The organism is Nocardiopsis chromatogenes YIM 90109, from assembly GCF_000341185.1.
GTDB classification, from domain to species: Bacteria; Actinomycetota; Actinomycetes; order Streptosporangiales; family Streptosporangiaceae; genus Nocardiopsis_A; species Nocardiopsis_A chromatogenes.
Map to the genome: position 1 here is coordinate 1 of NZ_ANBH01000196.1, position 17862 is coordinate 17862.

General features: G+C 74.4%; 18 protein-coding genes. 8 read left to right on the top strand and 10 right to left on the bottom strand.

Features of this window, described 5'->3' with window-relative positions:
* Positions 1–150: 150 nt before the first annotated feature.
* From D476_RS0118935 to D476_RS0118945, 3 genes are all read left to right on the top strand, one after another.
* A complete protein-coding gene (locus tag D476_RS0118935) occupies positions 151–1935 on the top strand; it encodes a sensor histidine kinase (RefSeq protein ID WP_083939570.1) in 1785 nt (594 codons plus the stop codon).
* Between the two features lie 52 nt (positions 1936–1987).
* Positions 1988–2731 carry a response regulator gene (locus D476_RS33840; protein ID WP_275041560.1) on the top strand — a complete coding sequence of 248 codons (744 nt, stop codon included), beginning with the start codon at positions 1988–1990 and terminating at the stop codon, positions 2729–2731.
* A gap of 192 nt (positions 2732–2923) precedes the next feature.
* Positions 2924–4168 (top strand): alpha/beta hydrolase family protein, encoded by a 1245-nt coding sequence (locus D476_RS0118945; protein ID WP_017625506.1) that lies wholly within the window; start codon positions 2924–2926, stop codon positions 4166–4168.
* 96 nt (positions 4169–4264) lie between these two features.
* Here D476_RS0118945 and D476_RS0118950 read toward each other — a convergent pair whose 3' ends face one another.
* The 3 genes from D476_RS0118950 to D476_RS0118960 form a co-directional block, all read right to left on the bottom strand.
* Entirely contained in the window at positions 4265–5149 is an 885-nt protein-coding gene (locus D476_RS0118950; protein WP_017625507.1) for an ABC-2 transporter permease, read from the bottom strand.
* Positions 5146–6135, bottom strand: a complete 990-nt coding sequence (locus tag D476_RS0118955; protein ID WP_017625508.1) for an ABC transporter ATP-binding protein — start codon at positions 6133–6135, stop codon at positions 5146–5148. Before D476_RS0118955 ends, D476_RS0118950 begins: the two co-directional genes overlap by 4 nt.
* 393 nt (positions 6136–6528) lie before the next feature.
* Complete coding sequence (locus tag D476_RS0118960) at positions 6529–7359, bottom strand: class I SAM-dependent methyltransferase (protein WP_017625509.1); 831 nt, start codon at positions 7357–7359, stop codon at positions 6529–6531.
* Positions 7360–7438: 79 nt separating this feature from the next.
* On the opposite strand from D476_RS0118960, the gene D476_RS0118965 reads away from it, so the two are divergent.
* Positions 7439–8053: a TetR/AcrR family transcriptional regulator gene (locus D476_RS0118965; protein WP_017625510.1), complete on the top strand. Its 615-nt coding sequence runs from the start codon at positions 7439–7441 to the stop codon at positions 8051–8053.
* Here the strand turns inward: D476_RS0118965 and D476_RS0118970 are convergent.
* A complete protein-coding gene (locus D476_RS0118970) occupies positions 8020–8604 on the bottom strand; it encodes a TIGR03086 family metal-binding protein (RefSeq protein ID WP_017625511.1) in 585 nt (194 codons plus the stop codon). The two genes, D476_RS0118965 and D476_RS0118970, sit on opposite strands and share 34 nt — an antisense overlap.
* 115 nt (positions 8605–8719) lie before the next feature.
* Here D476_RS0118970 and D476_RS0118975 point away from each other — a divergent pair, with 115 nt between their 5' ends.
* Positions 8720–9493 carry a class I SAM-dependent methyltransferase gene (locus tag D476_RS0118975; RefSeq protein WP_026123647.1) on the top strand — a complete coding sequence of 258 codons (774 nt, stop codon included), beginning with the start codon at positions 8720–8722 and terminating at the stop codon, positions 9491–9493.
* Between the two features lie 79 nt (positions 9494–9572).
* Positions 9573–10622: a tetratricopeptide repeat protein gene (locus D476_RS0118980; protein WP_017625513.1), complete on the top strand. Its 1050-nt coding sequence runs from the start codon at positions 9573–9575 to the stop codon at positions 10620–10622.
* A gap of 98 nt (positions 10623–10720) precedes the next feature.
* On the opposite strand, the gene nhaA is transcribed toward D476_RS0118980, so the two are convergent.
* Positions 10721–11965 carry a Na+/H+ antiporter NhaA gene (nhaA, locus tag D476_RS0118985; protein ID WP_017625514.1) on the bottom strand — a complete coding sequence of 415 codons (1245 nt, stop codon included), beginning with the start codon at positions 11963–11965 and terminating at the stop codon, positions 10721–10723.
* Positions 11966–12267: 302 nt separating this feature from the next.
* Here nhaA and D476_RS0118995 point away from each other — a divergent pair, with 302 nt between their 5' ends.
* Positions 12268–12666 (top strand): NUDIX domain-containing protein, encoded by a 399-nt coding sequence (locus tag D476_RS0118995; protein ID WP_017625516.1) that lies wholly within the window; start codon positions 12268–12270, stop codon positions 12664–12666.
* A 28-nt stretch (positions 12667–12694) separates the two neighbouring features.
* On the opposite strand, the gene D476_RS0119000 is transcribed toward D476_RS0118995, so the two are convergent.
* Positions 12695–13627: an MBL fold metallo-hydrolase gene (locus D476_RS0119000; RefSeq protein WP_239648760.1), complete on the bottom strand. Its 933-nt coding sequence runs from the start codon at positions 13625–13627 to the stop codon at positions 12695–12697.
* A 271-nt stretch (positions 13628–13898) separates the two neighbouring features.
* Here D476_RS0119000 and D476_RS0119005 point away from each other — a divergent pair, with 271 nt between their 5' ends.
* Complete coding sequence (locus D476_RS0119005; RefSeq protein WP_239648759.1) at positions 13899–14267, top strand: single-stranded DNA-binding protein; 369 nt, start codon at positions 13899–13901, stop codon at positions 14265–14267.
* Between the two features lie 15 nt (positions 14268–14282).
* On the opposite strand, the gene D476_RS0119010 is transcribed toward D476_RS0119005, so the two are convergent.
* The 4 genes from D476_RS0119010 to D476_RS39935 form a co-directional block, all read right to left on the bottom strand.
* Positions 14283–15272 carry an HAD-IIA family hydrolase gene (locus tag D476_RS0119010; protein ID WP_017625519.1) on the bottom strand — a complete coding sequence of 330 codons (990 nt, stop codon included), beginning with the start codon at positions 15270–15272 and terminating at the stop codon, positions 14283–14285.
* Entirely contained in the window at positions 15259–16596 is a 1338-nt protein-coding gene (locus D476_RS0119015; RefSeq protein WP_017625520.1) for a DUF1015 domain-containing protein, read from the bottom strand. The genes D476_RS0119010 and D476_RS0119015 overlap by 14 nt, the downstream gene beginning before the upstream one ends.
* A 29-nt stretch (positions 16597–16625) precedes the next feature.
* Positions 16626–16976 carry an SCP2 sterol-binding domain-containing protein gene (locus D476_RS0119020; RefSeq protein WP_017625521.1) on the bottom strand — a complete coding sequence of 117 codons (351 nt, stop codon included), beginning with the start codon at positions 16974–16976 and terminating at the stop codon, positions 16626–16628.
* Positions 16977–17241: 265 nt separating this feature from the next.
* Positions 17242–17691: a hypothetical protein gene (locus D476_RS39935; protein ID WP_160167446.1), complete on the bottom strand. Its 450-nt coding sequence runs from the start codon at positions 17689–17691 to the stop codon at positions 17242–17244.
* Positions 17692–17862: the final 171 nt, after the last annotated feature.

A 17862-nucleotide genomic window follows, 5' to 3' on the forward strand; every position in this document is an offset into this window, starting at 1 on the left:
GGGAGAGTAGGTTGCCGCCGCATTTTCTTCGAGGAGGGGCGGGTCCCGTGTGTCGGGGTCCGCTCCTTTTTCGTGCGTACACTTGTGCGCTTGTGAATCCTGCTTTCACGTTCCCGAACGGGTTCCGCGCCACCCCCTATGGTGGTCGGCATGAGCGAGCGTTGGCGGATCAGGAACGGCCACCATTCCCGGTTGGCCACCTTCGTCGTTCGCCATGCAGATCATGCTCTCGACGTCCTGCTCTGGTCGGTGTTCGTCGGGCTCCTCACGGCAGAGGTGTTCGGGCTCCGTGACCGGTCCACGGCGCTCGCCGAAACGCTCATGGCGGCCCTGCTATTCGGCGCCGCGCTCGCTCTCCGGCGGAGATTCCCCGTCACGGCATCGGGGTTGGCCTGCCTTGCACCCTTGATCCAGGCGATGGCCACGACCGTCGGCGTGGTCGACGTGTTCGCGCTGGCCTATGTGCTGCCCGCTCCGGTCCTGGCGTTCCTCGCGGGTCGCCGGTCCGAACGCACCGCGCCCGTGGTCACTCTGACGGTGACCTTCGCGCTGGTAATGCTGCTGTTCAATGCGCTCACCTGGGTCCGTGCCGGTGACCTGCGGGAGACCCTGACCGGTGTCACCGATTGGGCGTCGGGACTGCTCGCGCTGGTCGGTGCCATCGTGGCACCGTGGCTGCTCGGGCGGTACTGGCGGCGTTTCGACGAGCTCCGCACGGCGGGCTGGGAGATCGCCGAGCGCATGGAGCTCGCCCGCGACATCGACGCGGAGCGGGCCAGACTACGGGAGCGGTCGCGAATCGCCACCGACATGCACGGGGCCCTGGGCAACGACCTCGCCTTGATCGGCGTCCGTGCGGCCGCGCTGGAGATGACCGCCGCCGACGACGGCGCCCGCGAGGCCGCGGCGGAGCTCCGCGAGGCCGCCCATGAGGCCAATCTGCGGCTGAGAGAGATCATCGGAGTGCTCCGTACCGAGGCCGGGGACGCGGAGACCGGGGAGTCGGCCGGGGATCCCGAGCGGTCGGCACGGCCGTCGGTACGGCGGTCCCCGGCACCGGCAGGCGACGAGGACGTCACCACCGCGGTGGAGCGCGCGGTGGGCGCCGGAATGGCGGTCACGTTCGTCCGGGAGGGATCGTCTCCCGTTCCCGTGGGGCTTCCCGGCCACCTCGCCCACCGCGTCGTCCAGGAGGCGCTGACGAACGCGGCCCGGTACGCGCCGGGCTCGCGGGTGGCGGTGCGGCTGCTTCGGGAGGACGGCGCCACCTCGCTGCACATCACCGACACCGGCGGCGTCCCCGGTGGGCCTTTCGCAGGCCGCCCCCGCAGCCCTTCCGGCGCTTCCGCTCCCGGATCCGACGGCACGGCCACGGGCAACGGCTCCGGTCTGGCCGAACTGCGCGCCCTCGTCGAGGCGGCCGGGGGGACCTTCTCGGCCGGGCGGGACGATGCGGGCGGCTTCACCGTCTTTGCCCGCATTCCCGACTCCGCGACCGCCACGGATGCGGCGTCCGATTCCGTCGCCCCCGAAGCACGGAGGCACCGGGCGGAGACCGAGACGGCGTCCAGAATGCGCCGCGCCCGCGACAGAGCCCGACGCTGGCTCGTGGTCGCGGTGGCGGTGCCGACCGCCCTTGCGGCCGTCTTCACCGCCCTGGGGTTCGGCGCGCTCTGGGCCGTCGGGGTCAACACGGTGCTCCCGCGAGCCGACTACGAGCGCATGCGCGTCGGCGATGACCAGGCGGCCGTCGAGTCCGACCTCCCGGTGTTCCAGTACCCCCCGGACGGATCGACCGGCGGCCCGCCCGCGCCCTCCGGAGCCCGGTGCCGGTACTACCTGGTCGTGTACGAGAGCGGGCTGCCTCCCCTCTACCGGCTGTGCTTCGCCGACGGGCGCCTGGTGGCCAAGGACGTGGTCCATCGGCGGGAGTGATCCCCTCGCCCGCACAGCCCCCGCCGGGCAAGGCCCCCAGTAGGCTGTCCCGGTGGTGCGATCGACGACGGAGGGCGCGGACGCGGCAAACGCGGCGATCCGTGTCGTGCTCGCCGACGATGAGCGGATGGTGCGCGCCGGACTTCGCGCGATCCTGGGTGCGGACCCCGGTTTCCACGTCGTCGGGGAGGCCTCCGACGGCGCCGAGGCCGTCGAGCTGGTGCGCGAGCACCGTCCCGAGGTCGCCCTCCTGGACGTTCAGATGCCGGGGACCGACGGCCTGGACGCGGCGGAGACGATCACGGCAGAAGTCCCCGGAACCGCCGTGGTCATCCTGACGACCTTCTCCGAGGACGCCTACATCGCCCGGGCGCTGAGCTGCGGCGCCGGCGGGTTCGTGCTGAAGACCGGAGACCCGCGGGAGCTGCTGTCGGGGCTGCGCGCCGTGGTCGACGGGGGCGCCTACCTGTCACCCGAGGTGGCGCGGCGGGTGATCACCGAGCTGGGGGCGACGGGAACAGGAGGCCGGATGTCGCGCGGTGCGGCCGCCCGGGAGCGGACCGCGCGCCTGTCGGCACGCGAGCGCGAGGTGCTCACCCACGTGGGGGAGGGGTTGTCGAACGAGGAGATCGCCGGGCGTCTCGGTATCGTGCCGGGCACGGTCAAGGTGCACGTGGGCGCCCTCCTCTCCCGGCTGGGCGTCCGCAACCGGGTGCAGGCCGCGATCCTCGCTTATGAGGCGGGCCTCGTCTCCGGCGCCGCACTCCCCGGAGACGACGCCCCGGCCGCGGAGTGACCGGCCCGGCCCTTCGCCGGTGACGTCGCCTGGTGCGGTCGGCTCTATGCCGATGGGGATAGCGAGGTTCCGCCTGTGAGCCGATGCCCCTGGAGAGGCCGCGCCGTGATGATCGGTCGCATGGCGAGAACGGATGAAGCGGCCGGACTGGATAGAGCGGCCGAACAGAGCCTCACAAGGCGGCCTCGCCGCATGACGGCCCATGGGGCCGCGGCGGCCGTGCTCGTGTTGTCGTGCAGCGTCCCCTCGGCGGTCGCGGCGGTCACGGCGCACGAACCGGTGGTACTGCGCCCGCCCGAGCCGACGGGCGACCACGCCGTCGGCCGCGTGGATCTCGAACTGGTCGACGAGACCCGGGGCCACCCGTGGGTCGAGGGCTCGGAGCGGCGCGAGCTCATGGTCTCCGTCTGGTATCCGGCTCGCGAGGGCGGCGACGGCCCCAGGGCGCCGTACGCGTCCGGCCCCGTCGGTGACTACCTGGTCTCCCAGGTGGAGAAGGTGGGCCTGTCGCGGGACGCGGTGGACATCGACGGGGCGCGGGCCAACGCCCGGCTCGGCGCCGACGTCGCCGCGGATGCGGGGCCCTTCCCCCTGGTGCTGTACTCGCACGGTTTCAACCAGACGCGCTACCAGGCGACCGCGCAGTTGGAGGAGCTGGCCTCGCAGGGGTACGCGGTGGTGGCGATGGACCACCCGTACGAGTCCATCGCCGTAGAACTGGCGGACGGCAGAGTGGTGCGGTCGGCCGTCCCCGGGCAGATGGACCCGACGGAGATGTACCGGGAGGCGATCGACGTGCGCCAGGACGATGCCCGCTTCGTCCTGGACACGCTGGAGCGGGCCGCGGACGGCGCGCGCGACGTGCCGGTGGGCCTGGTCGAGGCGATGGACCTGTCCTCGGTCGGCATGTTCGGCCACTCCGCGGGCGGGTTCACCGCGGCCGAGCTGATGGTCGTCGACGACCGCATCGACGCGGGAGCCGACTTGGACGGCAGCATCGGCTACCACGTCGGCGACGAGGTGTGGGGCCGGTCCAACACGAACGGTTCGGCCCGTCCGTTCATGATCATGGGCGGGGGATGGAGCAAGGCCGGGTACCCGCACACCAGCCGCGAGTCGCCCGACTGGGAGATGTTCCGCGCCGCCTCCGCCGGGCCCACCGTCGAGGTGTACCTGGAGGAGGGGGAGCACATGAGCTTCATCGACACCCAGTGGTACCTGGCACAGCTCGAAGAGGAGGCCCACCCGTCGGGACCGGCCTGGGAGCGGACGGTGGAGGACTCCGTCGGCACCGTCGACCCCGACCGCAGTGTGGCGGCGCAGCGCGCCTACCTCACCGCGTTCTTCGACGAGTACCTGCGGGGTGAGGAGCAACCGCTGCTGGACGGTCCGTCCCCGGAGCACCCCGACGTCGAGCTGATCGATCCCCCGGCCTGAGGCCCCCGCCCGGTTCCGGTCCGCCACCGGACCGGCAGGGCCCGGCGAACGAACCGCGCCCCGGACGGAGCGTCCGGGGCGCGGGAGGCCGCGTGCTCACGCATCGCGCACGCGGAACTCCGCGGCCCCGACGATGGAGGCGGCGGCGGTCCAGCCCACCACGGTGGCCAGGTTGATCGGGCCGTCGACCGGGGCGGTGTAGAAGCCGACGTCACCGAGGGCGTAGAACTCGATCCCCGCGGGGCCGGGGAGGACCGCGGAGAGGTCGTTCACCACCTGCAGGCCGCTGAGCTGCATCACCATGGGCAGGCCCAGCAGGACCAGGAAGCCGACCGCGATGGTCCCGGCGGTGCTGCGCAGGGCGGTGCCGATCCCGGTGAACATCACCGCGAACAGCGCCATGCACACGCCGGAGGCCAGGACCGTGCCGACCGCGCCGCCCGCGTCCACGGGGGCGAGGCCGCCGATCACCAGTCGCAGTATCCCGATGCCCAGGGCCGTGGCCGCTGCCCCGATGGTGAATCCGAACCCGGCGGCCACGAGGGAGCGCGCCGCCAGGACCCGGCCGCGCCGGGGGACGGCGAGCAGGGTGGAGGAGGCGCCGCGGCCGGAGAACTCCCCGGTCGCGGTGAGCGCCGCGAGGGTGACCACCGCGAACTGGACCAGGTAGAACACGCCTTGCGAGACGAGCATGGTGGAGGAGATCCCGCTCGCCGCGTCGGGGTTGTCGGTGACCTCCTGGGCCTTCGTCACGCCCATCAGCACGGCGAACACCGCCATCGCGACCAGCGCCAGGCCCAGGCACCACCAGGTGGTGCGGAGGGAGGCGGCCTTCGTCCATTCCATGGCCACGGCCCGGCCGAGTGAGCGCAGTGCCGAGGGGCTCCCCTCCCCGTGGCCTGTCTCCGAGCCCGCGCCCGAGTCGGCGCCTGGGCCGCTCGGCGTGTGCGCATCCGTGCCCGTGGTCGTCGTCGCCTTCACCGGTACTCCTCCGTTTTCTCTCCGCCGTTCCCGCCGGGGGCGGCGTCCGCGCCCCGCGTGCCCCCGCTCCCGGAGGCGGTGTGGCGCGCCGTGCCCTCGGTGAGTTCGAGGTAGGCCTGCTCCAGCGACGCCTCCTCGCGGTAGAGGGCGTGTACCCGCGCACCCGCCCCGTGCGCGGCGTCGCCGACCTCCTCGGGCCGGGCCCCTTGGATCCGCAGCTCCCCGTCTGGGCCCTGCTCCACGTCGACACGGCGCCCGGGCACGCCCCGGTCGCGCAGCCAGGCGGTGAGGGGCCCCGGGTCGGGGGTCCGGACGACGGTCCGGGCATGCGACCAGGCATCGATCAGCTCCGCCATGGGCGCATCGGCGACGAGGCGGCCGCCGCCGACCACCACCAGCCGGTCGGCGATCTGCTGCATCTCGCTCATCAGGTGGCTGGAGACGAAGACGGTGCGCCCCTCGTCGGCCAGGTCCCGCATGAGCCTGCGGACCCAGCGCACCCCGTCGATGTCGAGGCCGTTGACCGGCTCGTCGAAGACGAGCACCCCCGGGTCGCCGAGCAGTGCCGCGGCGATGCCCAGGCGCTGGCGCATGCCCAGGGAGAAGCCGCCCACCCGGCGGTCCGCGACGTCGGTGAGTCCGACCGTGCCGAGGACCTCGTCCACGCGGCGGCGCGGCAGGCCGGTCGCGCGTACGAGGGCGAGCAGGTGGGCGCGGGCGCTGCGGCCGGGGTGCGCCGCCCCGCCGTCGAGCAGCGCCCCGACCTCCCGTTCGGGACGGGGCAGGTCGGTGTACCGGCGGCCGTTCACCAGGGCGCTGCCGGAGGTCGGCCGGTCCAGCCCCAGGAGCAGGCGGACGGCGGTGGATTTGCCCGCGCCGTTCGGCCCGAGGAATCCCGTCACCCGGCCGGGGCGGACGTCGAAGGTGAGGGCGTCGACGGCGGTGGTGTCGCCGTAGCGCTTGGTGAGTTCCCGAACGGTGAGCAACGGGGTGTGCCTCCCTGGCCGAACGCGTCGACGCCGTTCGCGTCGCTGACGCATCGAACGTAGGCAGCGGACTCCGGCAGGCACATCGTCGCGGAGTCGGGACCGCGCTATGCCTCAGGGCATAGAAGGCGAGCCGCCAGGAGTGGAGCACCGGTCCGAGGGTGATGCCTTCCGCGCGCTGTGAGTACACCGGCGAGAGTGTCGCGGCGCGCTCTGGTACCGCCATCGCCCGAGGCACCTGAGGGGCGACGCCGAACGCCCGCGCCGGACGCCTGGACGGGAGCCCCGGCCAGGCGCCCGGCCACCACGTATCGGAACGACGGGATGCCGCAGGGCGCCGTCGAACCCGGCCAGGGAGGGGTGCGTCCGCTCTCAGACGGACGGTCGCGGCCCTTACCGGCCGTCGTCGGACGTGCCGGGCGTAGCGACGGCGAAGGCGGTGACCGCCACCGTGCTGTATCGGACGGTGAATTCGCCGCCCAAGGCGTCGATGGCCTCGCCGACCTTGTGCAGGATCGCGTCCGTCGCCTCGGGCGGGAGGCGGGTGAGCGCCCCGTGCGTCGGGAGTTGGTCGAGCCATTCGTCGCGGGTGTAGGGGCATTCCCAGTCGAACCGCCACCGTTCGGGGGCGGTGAATGCGCCGGACGCCCTCATGCCCTCTTCGGCGGGGGCGAGGAAGGTGTCGTATCCGGCGCTGCCCTTGTCCAGGGCGCGTACGTCGAAGGGCGCGTCCGGGACCGCCTGTTCGAAGGCGTCCGCGAAGGCCTCGGCGACTGTGGACGGCGGGCGGAAGGCGTGCCAGAACACCGAGAGCACGCCTCCGCCGCGCAGGGCCCGGGCGGCCTTCACGGCCCCCTCGGCGGGGTCGATCCAATGCCAGGCCTGGCCGGAGACCAGGGCGTCGAACGTCCGACCGGCCGGGTCCCACTCCTCGAAGCGGGCCGTCTCGACGTCGATGCCCGTGCCCCGGGCGTATTCGGCCATGCGCGCGTCGGGCTCGACCCCCAGGACCGTGCGGCCGGCATCGCGGAACTGCCGGGCCGCGATGCCGGTGCCGCAGCCGACGTCGAGCAGGCGGGGGCCGGGGCAGGCCGCGGTGATGCGGTCGATCAGCGCCCGGGGGTACCGGCGGCGGGTGCGGTCGTAGCGTTCGGCGTCGACGCCGAACGACTCGGCCGTCCGACGGTGCCGGTGGGGTGCGGGGTCATCGGAATGAGTGGGCATGCGCCCACTATAATGGGCGCATGCCCACTCTGGAAGGCTTGGGCGGAATCGTCGAGCGCAGCCGGGGAGGTCGGGGGAATTGCCCACCGGGGTGCACATCCGCGACGTCCGCGAGCGGCTCTTCGCCGCCGCCGAGCGCGTCCTCGTCCGGGACGGGCCGCAGGCCCTGACCAGTCGCGTCGTGACCGACGAGGCCGGGTGCGCGAAGGGCGTCCTGCACCGGCACTTCACCGACTTCGACGGGTTCCTCGCCGAGCTCGTCCAGGAGCGCGCCGCGCGGATCGAGGCCCGGGCCCCGGCGCTGCTCGGCGCCGCCGGGACGGGGACGGTGGCGGGCAACCTGGCCGAGGAACTCGCCGACCTGTTCGGGTCGGTCGCCGCGGCGGTGGTACCGCTGGTGACCTTCCGGGACGGGCTGCGCGCCCGGCTGCGCGCCCTGCGCGGACCGCAGGGCGCGGGCATCCCGGTCCTGGCGGAGGCGACGGAGGCGATCGCGGCCTACCTCGCCGCCGAGCAGGAGTTGGGGCGGGTGCCCCCCGGCGCGGACCCGGGCATGCTCGCCCCCGCGCTCGTCGGCGCGGCGCACCTGCGGTTCGCGGACCGCGAGGGCGCCGCGCCGGAGCCCGACGAGGTGCGGGGGATCGTCGCGGCGGTGCTGGGTCAGGCCGACCAGCCCGGGTCCCGCCCGCTGTAACCCAGTGCCCGGTCGAACAGCGGGGCGTCGTCCGGGACCGCGACGACGGGGCCGAACAGGCCGGCCCGTGCCTCGGGGACGTCCGGGACGCTCGCGGCGAAGTCGTAGCTGACCTGGGCCTCCCACTCTTCGCACGTATAGTCCTGCCCCGTCGCGCGGGCCAGGTCCCACCCGTGCAGGATGAGTTCGTTCAGGGCCACGGCCCCCGCCTCCTGGCCCGACAGGGCCACACCCCCGGCGGCGGTCTCGCCCTGCCATGCCTCCGGTGCGCGCCAGGCTTCGACCAGGGCGTCGAGGCGGTGCGACAACTCCTTCCTCCAGTCCGCGGGCAGGTTGCCCCCGTCGGCCTCCGGCGGCGGGCCGTCGTCGGCCGAGTTGGCCTTCTCCGCGGCCCGGCGGAACGCCTGGGAGAGCATCAGCACGTGGTCCAACAGCGCGGCGACGTCCATTCCGGTGCACGGTGTGGGGCCGCCGAGCCGCGCGTCGGGCGTGTCGGCGGCCAGGTCGGCGAGGCGCCGGGCCGCGGGGCCGAGGTCGAGGTGTTCTGCCATGGGTGGTACCTGCTTCCGGTCGAAGTGCCGCTCATGCGCGGGCCGTCGGAAGTTGTGACCCGCGGAGCGCGCGGAACTCATCGCACACATGGCCGAATAGGCGAAGATGGCGACCATGGTGCGTGCTTTCGAGGAACTGGTGCAGGAGGGCGCGGCCGCGCCCGTCGGCGGGTGGGACTTCTCCTGGCTGGAGGGGCGCGCCACGGAAGAGCGGCCGTCGTGGGGCTACCAGCGCCTTCTGGCCTCTCGGCTGGCGCGGGCATCGGCGGTGCTCGACCTGCAGACGGGCGGGGCAGAGGTGCTGGCGGGCGCCGTGGACGAGGCGGGCCGGGAGCCGCCGCTGGTGGCGGCGACCGAGTCGTGGGGGCCCAACCTGGCCCGGGCGTCGGAGCGGCTGCGCCCGCTGGGCGGTGCCGTGGTGGCCGCCGCGGACGAGGGGCCCCTGCCGTTCGCCGACGGCGTGTTCGACCTGGTCTCGTGCCGCCACCCGACGACGGTGCCCTGGGGCGGGGTGGCCCGGGTGCTGCGGCCCGGCGGCACCTACCTCGCCCAGCACGTCGGGCCCGCGAGCGTGTTCGAGCTGATCGAGTTCTTTCTGGGCCCGCAGCCCGCGGCGCGCGAGGAGCGCCGCCCGGACGACGAGGCGGACGCGGCCCGCGCGGCCGGGCTGGAGGTGGTGGACCTGCGCTCCGAGCGCCTGCGCATGGAGTTCTTCGATGTCGGGGCGGTCGTGTACCTGCTGCGCAAGGTGGTGTGGCTGGTGCCGGGTTTCGAGGTGGAGGCCCACCGCGGGCGGTTGCGGGAGCTGCACGGGCGGATCGCGTCCGACGGGCCGTTCGTGGCGCACGCCTCGCGCACGCTGATCGAGGCGCGTAAGCCCGGCCGATGACGTAAAGTGGGTGATCTGGGAATCTTCTTTGCGCTGTCGCGGAACGCGGCGGCGCTTTTGACTGCTTACGGAACGGGACATGACTGACGACAGCCGATCGGGGGGCCGCGACGGCTCCGGAGCTCGTGACCAGGGAGGCCGCTCCGGCGGGTCGGGCGGCCGCGGGCGGGGCGGCGGCCGCCCCGGGTCCGGCGGCCCCCGCGGCGGCGGTCCGCGCGGCGGTGGTCCCCGTGGGGGCGGCGGCCGCGGGGGCGGTCCGCGCGGCGGCGGGCGCCGGTCCGACGGCGGCCGCGGCGGAGGTCGGCCCGGGAACGAGCGCGGCGAGCGGCGGGACCGCCACCGCACCGGTGCCGACGACGCCCGGCGCGAGGAGAGGGAGAAGGCCCCGTCCCTGCCCGAGGACGTCAGCGACCGTGAGCTGGCCGGTGATGTCCGTCGCGAACTGGCGACCCTGCCGCGCTCCCTGGCGGAGGTCGTCGGCCGCCACCTGGCCGCCGCCGGGCGCCTTCTGGACGAGGACCCCGACGCCGCCTACGCGCACGCCTCCTATGCCCGCCGCCGCGCCTCCCGTGTCGCGGCCGTGCGTGAGGCCGCGGGCGTGGCCGCCTACAACGTGGGCAAGTGGCAGGAGGCCCTGTCCGACCTGCGTGCGGCGCGGCGGATCAACGGCAGCTCCGCCTACCTCGCGGTGATGGCCGACTGCGAGCGTGGTCTGGGCCGCCCGGAGCGGGCGCTGGAGCTGGCCCGCTCGCCGGAGGCCGAGGGACTGGACACCGACGCCCGCGTGGAGCTGCGCATCGTCGCCTCCGGCGCCCGCCGGGACATGGGGCGGCCCGAGGCGGCGCTGGTGGAGCTGCAGGTGCCCGAGCTCAAGGAGCGCCGGGCGCGCCCGTGGGCCGCGCGCCTGTTCTACGCCTACGCCGACGTCCTGGAGGAGCTGGGGCGCGAGAAGGACGCGCGGGAGTACTTCGCGCGCGCCTCGGCCGTGGACCGCGAGGGCCAGACCGACGCCGACGAGCGCCTGGCCGAGCTGGAGGGCATCGAGCTGGTCGCGGTGGACGACGGCGTCATCTGGGCCGACGCCGAAGACCCCGAGGACCCGGAGGAGCAGGACGGCCGGCGGGCCTGAGGCGCCGACGCGACGATCGGACGAGGAGGGGCGCCCGCCGCCACGGCGGGGGCCCCCCCCTTTNCCTCCTTTTCGTGTGTGCCGTTCCCGCGGTGCGGTCAGCTCTGCTCGGCCGTCTCCTCTGTCGGGACGCCGTGCTTGCGGTAGTAGGCGCTGCGGCGTGTGAGCACCAGCGAGGCCAGCAGCGTCGCCAGCAGCGAGGCGATGAGCACGCCGCCCTTGGCGTGGTCCAGGGTCGTCCCCGGCTCGTAGGCCAGTTCGCTGATGAGCAGCGACACGGTGAAGCCGATACCGGCGAGCTGCGACATGCCCGCGATGTCGATCCACCGCAGTGTCGGGTTGAGTTCGGCGCTGGTGAGCTTGGTGGTCACCCAGGCCCCGCCGAGGATGCCGATGAGCTTGCCGACCACGAGGCCCACGATGACGCCCAAGGCGACGGTGTCGGTGAACATCGAGCCGATGCCGGAGAAGACGACGCCGGCGGAGAACAGGGCGAAGATGGGCAGCGCCAGCCCCATCGACCAGGGGCGCAGCATGTGCTCCACGTGGTGCAGGGGCGACTCGTGCTCGCCGCCGCGGATGCGGCTGCGCATCAGCATGCCCATGGCCACACCGGCGATGGTGGCGTGCACGCCGCTCTCGTGCATGAACGCCCAGATGAGGAACGCCAGGGGGAGGTAGACGACCCAGTTGGGCACGGCCGAGCGGTTGAGCACCGCCGCGATGCCGCGGCCCTGCTGCAGGTAGCCGAAGACGACCAGCAGCGCCAGGGCGGCGAACAGGTAGGTGAACTTCAGCTCGTCGGTGTAGAAGATCGCGATGACGGTGATGGCGCCCAGGTCGTCGACGATCGCCAGGGTCAGCAGGAAGGTCCGCAGGGCGGGGGGCAGCGACTTGCCGATGATCGCCAGGATGGCCAGTGCGAAGGCGATGTCGGTGGCCATCGGGATGCCCCAGCCGCCGATGTCCTCGGGGCGGGCCATGTTCATCCCGGCGAAGATGAGCGCCGGGACGATCATGCCGCCGATGGCGGCGACGATGGGCAGCATGGCGCGGCGCGGGTTGCGCAGCTCACCGTGGACGAACTCGTGCTTGAGCTCGGCGCCGACGATGAAGAAGAAGACGGCCAGCAGGCCGTCGGCGGCCCAGGTGCCGACGGTCAGGTCCAGGTGCAGCGGGGCGTGGGGGCCGATGGTGAAGTCGCGGATGGCCTCGTAGACCCCGGCGAAGGGGGAGTTGGCCCAGATGAGGGCGATGGCCGCGGCCCCGATGAGCAGAAATCCGCCGATCGCGTCTGATCGCAGCGCGTCGGCGAGCGCGTGCACACCGGTCTTCTTCACCATAAGCGGTTCTCCCGAGTCGTCCTTGGGGATTGCGTACGTCGCCGACCAGACTTCCCGGCACACCAGTGCGCGGCTCGGAGCCGCGCATCCTTAACACTGCCTTATGCACCGGACTGTATACAAATCACCGTCCGTGACGGAGATCGTTCATACCCTCCTGACCAGCAGGTTCCCCGTCTCCGCGAGATGTCGATGACAGCCTTTCATGTTCTGTCGCGGTCGGCGGGGTACAGCGTCCCGGCACCGGTCCGGCGCCGCAGGGTAGGATAGCCGCCGTGCCTGCACCGGATCTCGGCGGCGCGGTGGTGCGCGTCGGCGCCCTCCCCGACCGCCACGACTCGGTGGTCTGCCTGCTCTTCGACCGCGGGCGGCCGGTCCTGGTGCGCCACCGGGACCGCGCCTGGGAGTTCCCGGGCGGCCACGCCGAGCCGGGGGAGGACCCGGAGGCGACCGCGCGCCGCGAGGCCCGCGAGGAGGCGGGCGCGGAGCTGGGGGAGCTCCGCGCGGCCGGGTACTACGTCCTCGCCGACGGGCACACCACCGTGGTCATGTGCGCCGAGGCGCGCGGGTTCCGCCCGCTGAGCGGGCGTTTCGAGACCGTCGAGGTGCGCTCCTTCGACACCCTCCCGGACGCGCTGTCCTGGGACGACGGCATCTATGCCCACCTTTTGCGGGAACTGGGGCTCCCGGGCGCGCCGTGAACCCCGGCGTCCCGGCGGGGCCGGAGCGTCACACCTCGCGCGCCTGGCCGTCGGCGCCGTCCCGCCGCTCCCTCTGCTCCTCCTCCAGCCGGTCCAGCCAGTGCCAGATCCCGCTGGTGTTGCCCTCCACCCCGCTGAGCAGGTCCATCACCTCGGCCGACTCGGCGGGGGCCTCGTCGGGGAGCGGCCGGTAGCGCTTCTGCACGGCGTCGCGCACCATGGCCACCGCGTGGTCCAGGTCCCCGGCCGAGGCGCGCGCCCGGCGCACCTCCTCCACCCACGCGTGCAGCTCCTCCCGGGCCCGCTCCAGCGTGCCCTCGACCTCTTCGACCGCGCCGAAGTGGGAGAACATCAGGCGGCGGGCGCCGATGTCGGAGAACAGGTCCAGGGAGCGCTGTGCCGCCGCGAAGTCGAAGTCCGGCGGCGGGGTGGCCGGGCGCACGTCGCCGGTGTAGGGGTTGTACACCCCGAGGGCGTCGCCGGTGTACAGGTCGCCGGTGGCGGTGTCGGCGAGGCCGACGTGGTGCTTGGCGTGCCCGGGGGAGTAGTGCGCGACCAGCCTGCGGCCGGCGCCCAGGTCCACTTCGCCGGTGGTGCCGACGGAGCGGATGCGGGCGGCGTCGGAGGGGCTCATCTCGCCGAACAGGGTGTCCAGCCGGTCGCCCCAGACCGTCCGCGCCGAGCGCATGAGCCGGGCGGGGTCGGCCAGGTGGCGGGCGCCGCGCTCGTGCACCACGATCTCGGCGCGCGGGAACATGCGGGCGATGTCGCCCACGCCGCCCGCGTGGTCGAGGTGGATGTGGGTGACCACGATGGTGGCCAGGTCGTCGGGGCCGATGCCGAGCGCGCCCATCCGGTCGCGGAGCACGCCGGCGGACCCGGCCGTGCCGACCTCCACCACGCACGGCCGCTCGGTGCGGATGAGGTAGCTGGAGGTGATCCCCGGGTACCCGGCCATCATCGTGTCGATGGCGAAGACCTCTTCACCCAGGGCGGTGATGCCCTCGCTCGCGTCCACCGCTGCACTCCCTTCTGCGAAGTCGGACCCGAATGTAGTTCACCGGATCCGGGCCGATCCCCACCGGCCCCCGCGCAGGCCCGCAGGCCCTCTGTCCACAGGCGCGCATCCGGGCTGACGGGGGCGGTGCGCGGGGCGCATGCTGGTCCCGACATCCGAGCGGTCCTGAAGGGGACCCCATCGTCGGGAGGCGCTCATGCCCCGGATTCCGTCCGTGCCGTCCGCCGCAACCGCCCGCCGCGTTCCGGCCCACCGCAACGAGGTGGTGCTGGCGGGGCGTGTCACCGCCGAGCCGTCGGTGCGCGAGCTGCCGAGCGGGGAGCACCTGGTCACCTGGCGCATCTCGGTGGCGCGGCCCCCGTCGGACGTCCGCCGCGGCCCCCAGGCCGACCCGTTCACCTGCGTGAGCTTCCGCCCGGACATCCGGGAGGCGGTCCGCGGCTGGCGGATCGGCGACCTGGTGCAGGTGTCGGGGGCGCTGCGCCGCCGCTACCGGCGCGCGGCCCGGGGCGGCGGCGGGACGGTGGAGGTGGAGGCCACCGGCGTACGGTCGATCGGCGCGGGGGAGGCGGGCACCCCGTAGCGGGGGCGGTGCGGTCTACCAGCCGAGCCGGTCCAGCGCCGTTCGCGGGTCGGAGCCCGGGGCGGCCCAGGCGGCCGCGCACACCGCGCGCAGGCCGTCGAGCCGCTCGCCGCCGCCGGACAGGGCGACGGCCCCGTCCGGGCGGATGCGCGCCGTCCATCCGGCGCAGGCCGCGCCGTCCGGCCGCGGCTCGGCGCCGGGATGGGCCTCGTTGAGGCCGGACAGGTCCCAGGCGATGTAGTCGGGGCGGCGCCCGGGCGGTGCGGCGGCCAGGTCGCGGGCGCCGGTCACCCCGGACAGCACCAGCAGGCCCGCCGCGCCGCGCGCGTGCGCCCCCTCGATGTCGGTGTCCAGCCGGTCCCCGACCACCAGGGGCCGCTCCGCGCCGGTGCGGGCCACGCCCTCCTCGTGCAGGGGCCGCATCGGCTTGCCCGCCACGACCGGCTCCACCCCCGTGGCGTTGGCGATCACCCGGGAGAACGAGCCGTTGCCCGGCAGCATGCCCTGCCCCATGGGGGCGGTGGCGTCGGCGTTGCTGGCCACGAACAGCGCCCCGCGCCCGACCGCCAGCGCCCCCTGGCACACCAGGTCGTAGCCCAGCCGCGGCGAGTGGCCCTGCACCACCGCCACCGGGTCCTCGGCGGCCTGGGTGACCGGGCGCATGCCGCGGCGGATCAGCGCCAGCCGCAGCCCGGTGTCGCCGACCACCAGCACCGGCGCCCCCGCCGGGTACCGCTCGGCGATGAGCCGGGCGGCGGCCTCGGCCGAGGTCACCACGTCGGACGCCGCGGCCGGGACGCCGATCGCGGTGAGCCGCTCGGCGATGGAGGAGGGGGTGCGCGAGGAGTTGTTGGTCACGAACGCCGCCGCCATCCCGGCGGCCCGCGCCTTGGCGATCGCCTCGGGCGCGGCCGGGACCGCGCGGTCCCCGATGTAGACGACGCCGTCCAGATCGAGCAGGGCGGCGTCGTAGAGCGTGTTCAGGGGGAGGTCAGCGGGCTTCATCGGTCCTCTCAGGTACGGACTCCAGGGAGCGCAGCACCAGGCCGGTGCGCGGCTTGGGGCCGAAGGACGTGGACTTGCGCGGGGTGAGCTCCCCGCGCGCGGTCACCGCGTACACGTCCTCCACGCGCAGCGCCGGAAGCAGCACTGCGGCCGCGGGCCCGGGGCGGGCGTCGGCGCGGCGCACCGCCTCGGCGGGGTCGTCGTGGACGAGCTCGGCCGCCTCGGCGCCGGTCCGCCACAGCGGCAGCAGCAGCCGTTCCAGGGCGGCGGTGGACATCGCCCGCCAGGCCTCGGAGCGGTCGGGGGCGGCGGCGCGCATCGCCTCCGCGCTCACCTGGTCGATCAGAACGAAGCCGTGCCGGTCGCCCACGGCCAGCGCCGGGCCGCTCCGCGCCGCCTCGGCCAGCAGGCGGGCCGCACCGGCCGGGCCGGTGCCGCCGGGCAGCTCGCGCACCCGGGCGTGGGCGCGGGCCGCCTCGGCCGCCGCGCGCGGGTCGACACCGGGCAGCACCCGGTGGATGGGGCCCAGCCGGGGCGGGGAGGCCTCGGAGTCGACGAGCAGCGCAAGGCCCAGGTCCCATGGGCCGGGGCCGCACTGGCGGGCCTGCAGGCGGCGGTAGGCGGCGTAGCGGTGGTGCCCGTCGGCGATCAGCGCGGTGCGCCCGGCCAGGTCGCGGGCGATGCGTGCGTGTGTGCGCGTGTCGGTCAGCGCCCAGAGCCGGTGGGTGACGCCGTCGCCGGTGACGGTGTCCACCAGCGGTTCGGCGCCCTGTTCGGCGGGGGCGTCAGCGGCCAGCGAGGCGGCGCCGCGCTCGGAGCCCCGCCCGCCCCGGTACAGCAGCAGTATCGGCTCCAGGTTGGCCCGGGTGGCGGCCATCAGCCGGGCCCGGTCCAGCACCGGCTCCTCGGAGATGGCCTCGTGCGGGCGGACCGCGCCGCTGCCCGGAGGGGGCAGGCGCAGCAGCCCGATCAGGCCGCGCTGGCGCAGCCCGTCGGGGGTGGTCTGCTCGTAGGCGTACACCGCGGGCGACGGGTCGCGCACCAGCACCCCTTCGCCGACCCAGCGGCGCAACGTGCGCGCGGCGCCGGTGTAGCGGTCGGGCCAGTCGATCGCGGGCGGCGCGGTCAGCCGGGCGGCGTTGAGCGGCTCGACGCGCGTCATGCGGGCATAGGAGGCGGCGTCGACGAGGTCATAGGGCGGGGAGAGGGCGAGGGCGAGGTTGAAGTCGGGGGAGTCGATCAGGGCGCTCGCGTCGGCGCCCGCGTACCGGAGCCCGCGCAGCGGGGCCAGCTCCAGGGCGCCTTCACCCGTATCCGTCAGCACCCTGGAACGATACCCGCGGCTAGACGCGGCTAGAGCAGCTTGCGCATGCGCATGAGGTCGGAGAAGCTCGCCTCCAGTTTGACCCGGCCCGAGAGCATCGCCTTGGCGAAGTCGAGCCGGTCGTCGGCCAGGGCCACCAGGTCGTCGGCGGTGGAGGTGATGCGCACCTGGGCGCGCTCGGCCGGGTCGGACGCGGCCCGGGAGGACACGTCGCGCAGGCCGTCGCGGGTCAGGCGCATGTCGAAGACGGTGTCCAGGTCGCTCACGGTCACGCTGACCGTGCGGTCCACGATGTGCTTGCGGCGGTCGGCCTCGTCGACCTCCATGATCCGCTCCGAGACCCGATCGATCGCGCGGCGGCAGTCCTCAACGCTGGTCATGGCCCCATGATGCCGCAGCGGCCGAGCGGTTTCTCCTGGGCGGCGCGCCCCGGGCCGGGTCGGCGGCGGGAACGGGCCCGGAGCCGGGGCGGGACGGCCGAATCGCCGCAGGGGCGCGGCTGTGCCTGATAACGTCGACGGGTCGGTTACCGCCGGGCGGGCGGGAACGGAGCCTTCGCCCCCGGCCGGACGAGCGCGTCAACATCGGGCCAGGACCGAGTCGTTTTAGGAGCAGCCCCACCATGGTCGTCGATGCGGTGCGCACCTATCTGGATGCCACCAGTGGCCTCAACGAACTCACCCGCAAGCGCGCCGTCGCCGCGGCGAAGTCGCTGATCAGAGAGACCGGGGCGGGCGAGGACGCGCCCGGCGAGGGGCTGGGGCGCAGCATCCAGGCGCTCGCGGCGGAGCTGATCGAGACCAGCCAGGGCAACCGGGACGCCTTGGGCGACCTGGTGCGGGCCGAGGTCGCGCGGGAGATGGAGCGGCGCGACATGGTGCCGCGCGCGGAGTACGACCGTCTGGCCCGCCGGGTGGCGGAGCTGGAGCGGCGGCTGGCGTCGGTACGCGGCGGTGCGCCGCTGTGGACGCGGTCGGCCCCGGCGCCCGACCCCGACCCCGAACCCGAGCGCCCGTCGTCGGCAGCCGCCCCCGAGGAGGCGAAGCCGGAGGCCGCTGAGGTCGCGCCCGAGCCGGACGGGCCCGTCGGGGGCACCGGCGGGTCCTCGCCTCAGAAGCAGGCGGAGAAGAAGGCCGAGGACGAGGCGGTCGGAGCCGAAGACACCGGCGCTGCGCCCCCTGAGGACTCCGCCCCCGAGGCCCCCACCGCCTCCGGGTCCTCCGCGTCGGAGAGCGGCGCCGCCGACACGGAGGCGGGCGCCCCCCC

What these genes read in the sequence shown, in the direction of transcription:
- D476_RS0118935 (WP_083939570.1), top strand. Translation starts at nt 151, where the DNA reads ATGAGCGAGCGTTGGCGGATCAGGAACGGCCACCATTCCCGGTTGGCC.
- D476_RS0118945 (WP_017625506.1), top strand. Translation starts at nt 2,924, where the DNA reads ATGACGGCCCATGGGGCCGCGGCGGCCGTGCTCGTGTTGTCGTGCAGC.
- D476_RS0118960 (WP_017625509.1), bottom strand. Translation starts at nt 7,359, where the DNA reads ATGCCCACTCATTCCGATGACCCCGCACCCCACCGGCACCGTCGGACG.
- D476_RS0118970 (WP_017625511.1), bottom strand. Translation starts at nt 8,604, where the DNA reads ATGGCAGAACACCTCGACCTCGGCCCCGCGGCCCGGCGCCTCGCCGAC.
- D476_RS0118975 (WP_026123647.1), top strand. Translation starts at nt 8,720, where the DNA reads ATGGTGCGTGCTTTCGAGGAACTGGTGCAGGAGGGCGCGGCCGCGCCC.
- D476_RS0118980 (WP_017625513.1), top strand. Translation starts at nt 9,573, where the DNA reads ATGACTGACGACAGCCGATCGGGGGGCCGCGACGGCTCCGGAGCTCGT.
- nhaA (WP_017625514.1), bottom strand. Translation starts at nt 11,965, where the DNA reads ATGGTGAAGAAGACCGGTGTGCACGCGCTCGCCGACGCGCTGCGATCA.
- D476_RS0119000 (WP_239648760.1), bottom strand. Translation starts at nt 13,627, where the DNA reads ATGATGGCCGGGTACCCGGGGATCACCTCCAGCTACCTCATCCGCACC.
- D476_RS0119010 (WP_017625519.1), bottom strand. Translation starts at nt 15,272, where the DNA reads ATGAAGCCCGCTGACCTCCCCCTGAACACGCTCTACGACGCCGCCCTG.
- D476_RS0119020 (WP_017625521.1), bottom strand. Translation starts at nt 16,976, where the DNA reads ATGACCAGCGTTGAGGACTGCCGCCGCGCGATCGATCGGGTCTCGGAG.